This is a genomic window from Nonomuraea cypriaca, assembly GCF_015645445.1.
GTDB classification, from domain to species: Bacteria; Actinomycetota; Actinomycetes; order Streptosporangiales; family Streptosporangiaceae; genus Nonomuraea; species Nonomuraea cypriaca.
This window is the reverse complement of record NZ_JADOGI010000309.1, coordinates 1-10,225: the sequence shown is the minus strand read 5'-3', so window position 1 is coordinate 10,225 and position 10,225 is coordinate 1. Positions and strand designations below refer to the sequence as shown.

6 protein-coding genes and 1 pseudogene are annotated in these 10,225 nt (G+C 71.6%); 3 read left to right on the top strand and 4 right to left on the bottom strand.

From position 1 onward, the window contains the following. Positions 1-4,162: pseudogene (locus ITP53_RS50055) on the bottom strand (hypothetical protein); the annotation flags it as partial. A gap of 153 nt (positions 4,163-4,315) precedes the next feature. Here ITP53_RS50055 and ITP53_RS50050 point away from each other — a divergent pair. Next, a complete protein-coding gene (locus tag ITP53_RS50050; RefSeq protein WP_195902543.1) occupies positions 4,316-4,720 on the top strand; it encodes a nitroreductase family deazaflavin-dependent oxidoreductase in 405 nt (134 codons plus the stop codon). Here ITP53_RS50050 and glgA read toward each other — a convergent pair. Beyond that, on the bottom strand, positions 4,713-5,891 hold the full coding sequence (glgA, locus tag ITP53_RS50045) for a glycogen synthase (RefSeq protein WP_195902542.1): 1,179 nt from the start codon (positions 5,889-5,891) through the stop codon (positions 4,713-4,715). The genes ITP53_RS50050 and glgA overlap by 8 nt on opposite strands. A 157-nt stretch (positions 5,892-6,048) precedes the next feature. On the opposite strand from glgA, the gene glgC reads away from it, so the two are divergent. Beyond that, positions 6,049-7,284 (top strand): glucose-1-phosphate adenylyltransferase, encoded by a 1,236-nt coding sequence (glgC, locus tag ITP53_RS50040; protein WP_195902541.1) that lies wholly within the window; start codon positions 6,049-6,051, stop codon positions 7,282-7,284. A gap of 131 nt (positions 7,285-7,415) precedes the next feature. Here glgC and ITP53_RS50035 read toward each other — a convergent pair whose 3' ends face one another. Beyond that, complete coding sequence (locus ITP53_RS50035) at positions 7,416-7,604, bottom strand: hypothetical protein (protein WP_195902540.1); 189 nt, start codon at positions 7,602-7,604, stop codon at positions 7,416-7,418. Between the two features lie 285 nt (positions 7,605-7,889). After that, positions 7,890-8,453, bottom strand: coding sequence for a hypothetical protein (locus ITP53_RS50030; protein WP_195902545.1), 564 nt, complete (start codon positions 8,451-8,453; stop codon positions 7,890-7,892). 202 nt (positions 8,454-8,655) lie between these two features. Here ITP53_RS50030 and ITP53_RS50025 point away from each other — a divergent pair, with 202 nt between their 5' ends. Next, positions 8,656-10,134: an Nramp family divalent metal transporter gene (locus ITP53_RS50025; protein WP_195902539.1), complete on the top strand. Its 1,479-nt coding sequence runs from the start codon at positions 8,656-8,658 to the stop codon at positions 10,132-10,134. Positions 10,135-10,225 lie beyond the last annotated feature (91 nt).

Below are 10,225 nucleotides of genomic sequence, written 5' to 3'. Positions count from 1 at the left end.
GGGTGTGGAGTGTGTGTATGAGGGCGAGGTCGGCGTAGGCGGTGGCGAGGTGGCGTCGGTCGCCTGACTCCTCCATGGTGGAGATGGCGGCTCGGTACGCGGTCGCCGCCTCGTTCAGCTCGCCCAGCCGGAGGTGGAGGGCCGCCCGGTGGGCGAGGAGCGGGGCACGCAGCAGACGCCACAGCGGTGCCGTGGTCAGGTCCAGGGCCTCGTCGAACGCCTGGGCGGCCGCACCCCAGGCTCCGACGTCGGTCAGGCTCCTGCCGAGGGCGTCGAGCGTCAGTACGAGCTGCGCCGGCAGCGCGGCGTCCGAGTCGCGGCCCAGCTCGGCCGCCCGGCTCAGGTGCCGGACCGCCGCGTCGGTCCGGCCGAGGTCCGCGGCCGACATGCCCAGGTTGCGGAGGTGCTCGACGGCGCGATCGTCGCGCAGTTCGTACCCGAGGGTGGCGTAGTCGTGGGCGGCGGCGGGATCGCCCAGGTCCCGGCAGTGGCGGGACAGCTTGGCCAGCAGAAGCGAGCGGTCGGCGGATGCCGGGTCATCGGCGAGGGCCCGTTCGGCGAGGGAGCGGGCGGTGCGCAGGTCTCCGGCCGCCTCCGCCTCCTCGATGCGAAGCCATGTTTCCCCCAGCCCTCGCCCGGCCTCCGTCTCCCCGAGGTCAGGCCCGGCGGTCTCGATGCGAAGCCACACGTCCCCCGGCCCCCGCCCGGCTCCGGCCTCCCCGAGGCCAGGCCCGGCGGTCTCGATGTGGAGCCGGGCATGCGGCGTGCCCGCATCGAGTGCCTGGGCGAGGGTGGCGCGGCCCGGGGTCAGGTGGCCGAGGGTGAGCTGGATGGCGGCCAGCCGGGCCAGTACGGCCGGGTCCGGCCCGCCTACGATCGCCACCATCACCTCGAACGGCGCCGCCCCCACCTCCGGGTACGACTCCAGGCCCGCGAGCCCCTCCTCCAGCGCCGCCCTGGCCCGCGCGTACTCCCCGCGTTCCTCCAGCGCGAAGCCCAGCCTGACCGAGGCGAGCGCGGCCAGCCGGCCCTGCCCCCCGGCCGCGAAGCCCGCCGCCGCCAGCGTCAGGGCCTCCGCCCGCGCCTCCACATCACCGGTGCGGGCGGCCAGCTCCGCCAGCCGATCGCGTACGACGGCCACCTTGAACGGGTCGGCGGCGGCAGGACCGAGCGCCGAGTACAGCCGCTCCTCCGCCGCGTGATACTCCCCGACGGCCACGTCCAGCACCGCTCGGTGCAGCATGGTGGCGAACAGCGCGTCGAGGTCACCACTCGCGGCGGCCAGCTCCAGAGCCCTGTCCAGGTCGGCCTGCGCCTCGTCGCCCCGGTCGAGCCGCGTCAGGCAGGAGGCCCGCATGGTCAGGGCGGCGGCCTCCTTGGCGGTCGCCCCCAGGCGGTCGAACGTCTCCACCGCCGCCCCGAACGCCGCCACCGCCGGGTCGAGCGTGCCTTCGGTGTACGCCAGCACGCCCAGGTTGTATCGGACGGAACCGGCGCCGTCGTGGTGGCCGCTGGACTCGTACTCAAGTCCGGCCAGCTCGAACGCGGACCTGGCGCCACCGGCGTCACCGTCGCCGCGGCGGCGTTGTGCGATGCGGTACCACTCGTCGGCGGGCTCGCGCCGTTGCCCACGGCGCCGCACGATGTCCACCAGCCGGGCCTCGCACGCGGCGGCCCGCTCGCGGTGGCCGCGCCCGGCCAGCAGCACGGCATGCGCGTCGAGCGCCCGGCAGGCGTCCTCCCACGCCCCCGCGGCCTCCAGCTCCAGGGCGCACGCGGTGATGCGGTCGCCGGCGGCGGTGAGGTCGCCCTGGTCGACGGCGGCCCGCGCGGCGGCGCTCAGCACGGTGGCCGCCGCCTGGGTGTCGCCGAGCGCCAGGTACAGCTCGCGGGCCCGGACCGCGCACGCCAGGGCGGTGGCCGGGTCGCCGGCGGCCAGGCAGGCGTCGGCCGCGCTCGCCTGGTAGGACGCCTCCTCCCCGGTCGGTTCGGCGCCGGCGCACAGGTCGACGGCGCGCAGGTAGTGCTCGGCCGCGCGGGCGGGGTCGCCGGCACGGAGCCGGACGCGGCCCATGCCGGCGAGTTGCCGCGCCTCGGCCCGGTGCGCGCCCAGCGCGCGGTAGAGGCCCGCCGACCGCGTGTACGCCTCCAGCGCCAGGTCCGGCTCGCCGAGTTCCTCGCGGGCGCGTGCCTGCCTGGACAGTGCGTAGGCCGCCTCGGAACGCCGGCCCGCCTCCTCGAACGCTTCGAACGCCCGCCCCAGCACGGAGCCCGCGAGGCGGTGGCGCCCCTGCTCGGCCAGGTTCAGTCCCTTCTCCATGAGGAACTCGCCCGGCTCGGTGGCCTGCCGTCCCGCGTACCGGAGGAGCTTGAGCGCCGTGTCCTCGTCCGGTGACAGCAGCGCGAGCTCGGTCGCCGCGGCCGCGAGCCGCTCGTCGAGCGGCAGCGGCGCCGGGTCGTCGAACACGGTCCCGAGCCGGGCCAGCAGCTCCGGGTCCCCGTCCTTGGCCAGCGCCAGCGCCTCACCCAGGTCCCGCGCGTCACCCAGCACACGGAACCGCGCCACCAGCGCCTCCCCCAGCGCCCGCCGAGCGGGCACCCCCACGCCCGGCTCAACCCCCGGCTGAGCAGGCGTCCCCATCCCCGGCTCAACCCCGTGCTGGGTGGGGGTCCCGGTCGCCGGGTCGTCGGTGCCCTGGCGGGCGGTTCGCACGGCGTCGTTCAGGTCCTGCTCGCGCTGTCCGCCGACGTGCGTGGCGCGCCACCGCAGCACCTCGGAGACCAGCCCGTACGCCTGCCGCTCCCCCGCTCCGAGCGCCTCCAGGAGCGCGGCGACGGCCTCGTCGGCGTGTTCGGCGGTGAGATCCAGTTGGAGCGCCTGACCGAGCAGCAGCAGGGCCTTGGACCTGGCCGGATCCTGCTCGCCGTGCGCGGCCAGCGCGGCGCGGGCGGCGGCGATCGCCTCGGCCGGGCCCCCACCGGTCACGACGGCCCGTCTGAACAGCGCGTTCGCCAGGTCGTCGAGCAGCCGGGCGCGTTCCGGGTGTCCGGGCGCGGCCAGTCCGGCGGCTTCGCGCATGACGTCGACGGCGATCTCCAGGTCGGCCGGGTCGCCGCTCACGCCGTAGCGCCGCCACCGGCGCTCGCCCAGCAGGCCGAGCCTGACGACCGGATCGGCGCCGAGCCGCCGCACCGTCCCGTCAGGCTTCGCGCCCAGGGCCTCCAGCATCTCCCGCCCGGCTTCGAGCGAGCGCTCGTCGCCCGTGACGACGTACCACTCGACCAGCCCGGCCGCGTACGGCGCGAGCACACCGGCATGCGCCCGCCCCTCGGGCCAGAAGTCCAGCGCGCACTGCCCCACCCTGATGAAGGTCAGCAGGTCGCCGTCCTCGTAAGAAGCGGCCGACCGCGCCCGCGCGACGTCGACGAGGGCGAGGAGGGCCCGCGACCTGTCCTGGCCGCCCGGCGCGCTCCCGGCCGCGGCGAGGTGGGCCTTGGCCAGCGACGCGTCCTCAGGGGCGGCGAGCCCGAGTGCCGCGGCCAGGTCGCCCGCGCCGTGCCCCGCCAAAGCGGCCCTGAGCAGCACGTGCACCGCGTCCTCGATGACCTCCCGCTCCCCCGTCAACGCGTACAGCCGCACCAGCCCGCCGCCCAGCAGCGCCAGTGCACCCGGCGCCCAGGCGGACTCCGGCGGCTGCTCCAGGAGCAGCCGTCCGAGCCGGTCGGCCGCCTCCGCCGTGGGATGCGCCATGGCCCGCCGGACCAGCGCGTGGACGAGCAACCCGACGTGCGGGTACGCCGCCGGGTCCACGTGCGTGAACACCTCTTCGACCAGCCCCGCCCACGTGCCTGCCGAGTCGCCTGGGGGCGCCTTCGAGCCCCGCAGCCGCTCGGGCAGCCGCTCGGGATCGAGCACGGCCACCGCGGCGAAGAACGCGCCCGCCACCGCGGCGTCCTGCGTCGTGCGCTGGTCGAGCCGGTAGCGGGCCAGGTGCAGGATGCCGATCAGCCGCCAGGTCGCGGCGTCGGACCGGTCGCCCGCGCACGCCCGCATCGCCTGCTCGGCCTCGGTCAGCGCCGCCGGATCCCAGATCAGCCCGGGATCCGCGGCCTGCTCGAACCGCTCGATGCGGGCGGCCAGCGCCCCGGCCGGATCGGTCATGGGCTACAGGCTCTCACCGGCGTGCGGTCGCGTACAGGACCCCGCCCACGGTGTGATCTCGCGAGGCGGGGCGGGTGTCCGGCATGTTAACTTCTCGTTCCGGCCCCGGGGCGTAACGGTGAGGTCACGCCTTCAAGGGGTAGCTTTGTGTGCATGCTCTACGGCAAGGAACATGTCCAGCGTTATCGTGAGACCGACGGCGCAGAGGGGCACGACTGGAACAACACCACCGTCCTGCTGCTGACCACCCAGGGGCGTAGCTCCGGCAGGCCGTACACGACGCCGCTCATCTACCAGCGGCACGGCGACGACTACCTCGTGGTGGCCTCCAAGGGCGGGGATCCGGATCATCCGCAGTGGTACAAGAACCTCGTGGCCAACCCTGATGTCGAGGTGCAGGTCATGGGCGACAGGTTCAAGGCCCGCGCGCGTACGGCGAATGACGCGGAGAAGCCGGAGCTGTGGGGGATCATGACCAGGACGTGGCCCGACTACGACAACTACCAGCGCGACACCGACCGCCAGATCCCCGTCGTGGTGCTGGAACGCCTCACCTAGCGCCGCCGAGGCCCGCGTACAGGTCCAGGGTGCGATGAGCGATCCGCTCCCAGGAGAAGTGCTCGACCGCCCGAGCCCGTCCCGCCCCTCCCATGGCCCTGGCCCGTGCCGGGTCGCCCAGCACCGCGTTGACCCGCTCGGCCAGGTCGGCGGCGAATCGCTCCGGGTCGTGCGGGGTGCCGTCGGCGCCCTGGGAGATGGGGACGAGCAGGCCGGTCTCCCCGTCGGCGACCACCTCGGGGATGCCGCCCGTAGCGGTCGCGACCACGGCCGTCTCGCACGCCATCGCCTCCAGGTTGACGATGCCCATCGGCTCGTACACCGACGGGCACACGAACACCGTCGCGTGCGTCAGCAGCTGGATCACCTCGGGCTTGGGCAGCATGTCCGAGATCCACACCACGCCCTCGCGGTCGAGGCCCCGCACCAGCTCGGTGACCTCGGCCGCGATCTCCGGCGTGTCGGGCGCGCCCGCGCACAACACGAGCTGGGCGTCCCTGTCGAAGGACCGCGCCGCGTGCAGGAGGTGGACCAGGCCCTTCTGGCGGGTGATGCGGCCGACGAAGACGGCGTACGGCCTGTGCGGGTCGACCCCGTGCTTCTTCAGCACGTCGAGGCCGGGATCCGGGGTGTACTCGACGGTGTCGATGCCGTTGTGGATCACGCTCACCCGGTCCGGCGGGATCTCGGGGTAGGCGGCCAGTACGTCACGCCGCATCCCCTCCGACACCGCGATGACCGCGTCCGCGCCGGCCAGGGCGGTCCGCTCGGCCCACGACGAGATCGTGTAGCCGCCGCCGAGTTGCTCGGCCTTCCACGGCCGCAGCGGCTCAAGGCTGTGCGTGGTGATCACGTGCGGGACGCCGTGGAGCAGCTTGGCGACATGGCCGGCGAAGTTGGCGTACCACGTGTGCGAGTGGACGACGTCGGTGCCCTCGCAGGCGGCGGCCATCTCCAGGTCCACGCCGAGCACCTGCAGCGCGGCGTTGGCGTCCTCCAGCCCGCCCGGCACCCGGTAGGCGGACACGCCGGGCTCGGCGCGATCGGCGCCGAAACAACGCACGCGTACGTCGGCCAGCCGCCGCAACTCCCGGGCGAGGTATTCCATGTGCACCCCGGCCCCGCCGTAGACCTCGGGCGGATACTCCCGGCTGAGTAGATCAACACGCATGACACGACTTTATGGTGGGGCGCGTCCGGCGGACCACCACCGGCGGCGAGTTTCGTGCCGAACCTGGAGAGCGTGGCGCTGTGAATCTGGACACGAAGAAAGTCGACCGTGCGGGGTTTCGTCGATAGATCGGCCATTTGAGGGTAGCGTCCAGGACATGAGGTCCCGGAGGGTGCTTGCGGTCGTGCTGGCAGGTGGAGAGGGAAAGAGGCTCATGCCGCTCACGGCGGATCGGGCGAAACCTGCCGTGCCGTTCGGGGGGATGTATCGGCTCATCGACTTCGTTCTGTCCAACCTGGCGAACGGCGGCTTCCTCAAGATCGTCGTACTGACCCAGTACAAGAACCACAGCCTCGACCGGCACGTCTCACGGACCTGGCGGCTGTCGGCGATGCTGGGCAACTACGTGACCCCGGTGCCCGCGCAGCAGCGGCTCGGGCCGCGGTGGTTCTCCGGTTCGGCGGACGCCCTGTTCCAGAACCTCAACCTGATCTACGATGAGATGCCCGAGCACGTGATCGTGTTCGGGGCCGACCACATCTACCGGATGGACCCTCGGCAGATGGTCGAGCAGCATGAGGACTCGGGCTCCGACGTGACGGTGGCGGCGATCCGGCAGCCGTTGTCGCTGGCCGACCAGTTCGGAGTGATCGAGACCGACCCCGAGGGGCGCCGGATCGTGGCGTTCAGGGAGAAGCCCAAGGACGCGGTCGGGCTCGCGGACTCGCCTGACGAGGTGTTCGCGTCGATGGGCAACTACGTGTTCAAGACGCAGTCGATGATCGACGCCCTGCGCGAGGACGCCCTCGATCCCACCAGCAAGCACGACCTCGGCGGGAACATCATCCCGATGCTGGTCAAGTCGGGTGGGGCCGACGTGTACGACTTCGCCAACAACATCGTGCCCGGGTCGAGCGAGCGCGACCGCGGCTACTGGCGTGACGTGGGGACGCTGGACGCGTACTACGAGGCCCACATGGATCTCATCTCGGCGCATCCGGTGTTCAACCTCTACAACGACAAGTGGCCGATCTTCACCGGGCACGACCCGCTGCCGCCGGCCAAGTTCGTGCACAATGACGGCGACCGGGTGGGGCGGGCGATCGACTCGCTGGTGTCGCCCGGCGTGATCGTCTCCGGCGGCACGGCGATCAGGTCGATCCTGTCGCCCAAGGTGGTGCTCCACTCGCACTCGCGCGTGGAGGACTCGGTCCTGATGGAGAACGTCAAGGTGGGGCGAGGTGCCATCGTGCGCAAGGCGATCATCGACAAGAACGTGGTGATCCCTGACGGGGCCCGGATCGGCTTCGACCTCGACTACGACCGCACCCGGTTCGCGCTGACCCGGGCCGGGGTCGTCGTCATCGGCAAGAACGAGATCGTCGACCGGTAGCCCCGTACGAACTCGCCCCGGAAGTCCGCGCGGGGCCCCCCTGGAGTCACGCGGGCTCAGACCGGGAGTAGGCGGGCTCAGGCCGGGAGTCACGCGAGCCCGCGGGCCCAGGCCGGAGGCAGACAGCGGTCTCACCCGGGAAGCAGGCGCTCAGGCCGGGAGTAGAAGCGTGGGCCGGGAGTTGCGGTGCGGGCCCCGGCCTGCGGTTCGCGTTGGCGGGCGGACTCGCCGCCGTCCGCGGACGAGACCATGCGCTCGCCGCCCACGGCGGCGTAGGGCTGCGGGATCGGGCTCTCCAGGCGCGGCGAGCCGTCTCCCACGATCGGGGGGTTTCAGAAGGCTTCCAGCCCCCAGTTCTTCGACGTGCCGCGCGCGGCGGCGACGTCGTGGAACTCGCTCAGCGCCGGCGACGAGACACCGATCTTCATCGCGCTCATGTCACCGCGCCAGAACCCCGGCCATGGGTGAGGTCATCCGCGAACTGGGGCAGGGTTCGGGCCATGCTTGAACGGGCGCCAAGAGGGGGAGCCCGGAGCGGCCCGAACTGCTGGTCCCGGGTCGGATGACCCGGGACCTGACTGGACTACCTTGTTGAACCGGTCGAGTCAGTACCGGCCGAGCCAGGTGCCGGGCCAGACGTAGCCTGGGTAGCCGCCCCAGCCGGGGTTGCCCCAGCCCCAACCGTGGCCGTGACCGCCCCAGCCGTGACCGCCCCAGCCGTGGCGGTCATAGCCGCTGCGGTCGTACTTGTTGTGGTCGAACTTGTTGTGGTCGAACTTGTTGTCGTCGTACCCGCTGTGGTCGTAGCCGCTGCGCTCGTCGCCGTAGTCGTCGCCGTAGTCGTCCCCGTAGTCGTCCCCGTAGTCGTCGCCGTAGTCGTCGCCGTAGTCGTCGCCTGCGTCGATGTTCTCGAGGCCCTGGAGGTCCTCGAGGTCGGCGTCGTCGTGCTTGTCCTTGTCCTTGTCCTTGCGGCCCTTGCAGGCCGAGGCGTCGCGGCTATCCGCGTAGACGCCGAAAAGGTCGATGCGGAGCGAGTGCCTGGCGTCGCTGACGCTCAGGTCGCAGTCGGCCTTTTCGCGCTTCTGCGGTTCGGCGCCGGCCGGCGTGGCCATGACGAGCAGTGCGGCGGCGGCCAAGGCCCCACCGGCGGCTATGAGGTTACCTTTCACGATCTCCCCCTGTGATCACGATCTAACAACGCATTGATTACTCTACGTAATCGGTCCCGTAACGCGCCGTAACGCCACGCCCGGAGTGTCTCGCCGCTTTGCGGACGTCGACTGATGCCATCACCGGCATGTCATGGTTTCGCCAATTGGGTCTTGTAGCCGCCCTCGTTCGGGATCACCCTGAACGGCAGGAGGCAGTGAGATGTCGCACCCACTCGGAGTCAGCCGTCCGGATCTCGAAGTCACCGATCTCCCCACGCCTGAGGAGGTCTTCAAGGTCTCCAAGATCGGCCCCAAGGAACTGTTCAAGTACGCCGTCGGCCCGAGCCTGATCGCGCTCGGTATCTCGATCGGCAGCGGAGAGTGGCTGCTCGGGCCCCTGAGCGTGGGCCAGTACGGTTTCATCGGCGTCGGCTGGGTGATCCTGGTGTCGGCGCTGCTGCAGACGTTCTACAACGTCGAGTGCTCCAGGTACGTCCTCGCGACCGGCGAGACACCGGTCGTGGGCTGGGGGCGGGTGCCGCCGGGGTGGCCGCTCTGGGTGCCGCTGTCGGTGCTCATCGTGATCTTCTCGTTCATCGCCGGCGGGTGGGCCGCGTCCGCGGGGCAGGGCGTCTACGCGCTGGTCCACGGCGTCCCGCCGGCCGCCGATGACATGGAGTCGCGCTGGTGGGCCGTCGCCCTGCTGGTGCTGGTGTTCCTCATCACGGCCGCGGCCCGCAGCATCAGCCGGGTGCTCGAGCTGGTCAACTGGGTGCTGGTGGGCACGATCCTGCTCGCCCTGCTGGCCGTGGACCTGCTCGTGGTGCCGTTCAGCCAGTGGTGGGAGGGCATCCGCGGCTTCGTCACCCCGGCCGCCCCACCTGCCGGGATCACCGCGACCCAGTTGGGCGGGCTGGCGGGCTTCACCGCGCTGGCCTCGGGCCTCAACTGGTACGTCATGGGCCACTACCGCGACAAGGGCTACGGCATGGGCCACCGTGTCGGATACATCTCGGGCCTGCGCGGCGGGCGCCGGGAGGTCCTGGCCAGCGGCGTGACGTTCCCCGACGACGACCGCAACCGTGGGCTCTGGCGCAGGTGGTACCGGCTGCTGATGGTGGACATGTGGGGTGTGTTCTTCGTCGGCGCGATCCTGGGCATGCTGCTGCCCACCATCCTCATGGCGCAGGCGGTCACGATGTCGGGGCAGCAGCCCACGCGGGCGAACGTCCCCACGTTCGTGGCCGCCGCGCTCGGTGACGAGTACGGCCAGGTGGTCTTCTACATCGCGCTGGTGCTCGGGGTGCTGGTGCTGTTCTCGACGCAGCTCGGCATCTTCGAGGCGATGGTACGCGTCACGACGGACGCGGCGAACTCCACCAGTCCGCGCCTGCGCGCCCTGATCCAGGGCGACCCGCGCCGCTTCTACTACCCGTTCATGATCGTGCTGCTGATCATCATCTCGATCATCATCTTCCAGTCGCTGCCGGTGGCGCTCGTGGAGTGGTCGGCCAACATGTCGAACCTGGGCGCGTTGCTGTATCCGTTCCTGCTGATGTATCTGAACAGCAAGCTGCCGCGCCCGGCCCGCCCGCGTCCCTGGCACTACGTCATCCTCGTGCTCAACTTCCTGTTCTTCGGCTTCTTCTTCGTCAATTTCATCGCCGACTTCATCGGTGACCCGCTGGTGACGTTCTAGGGACTTCGCCGGTGGCTCTACGCTCTTGCCGTGTTCGACATCGATGACATCGCCGACCGGCTGTGCGGGGTCCCCGGTGTGGTGGCCGTCG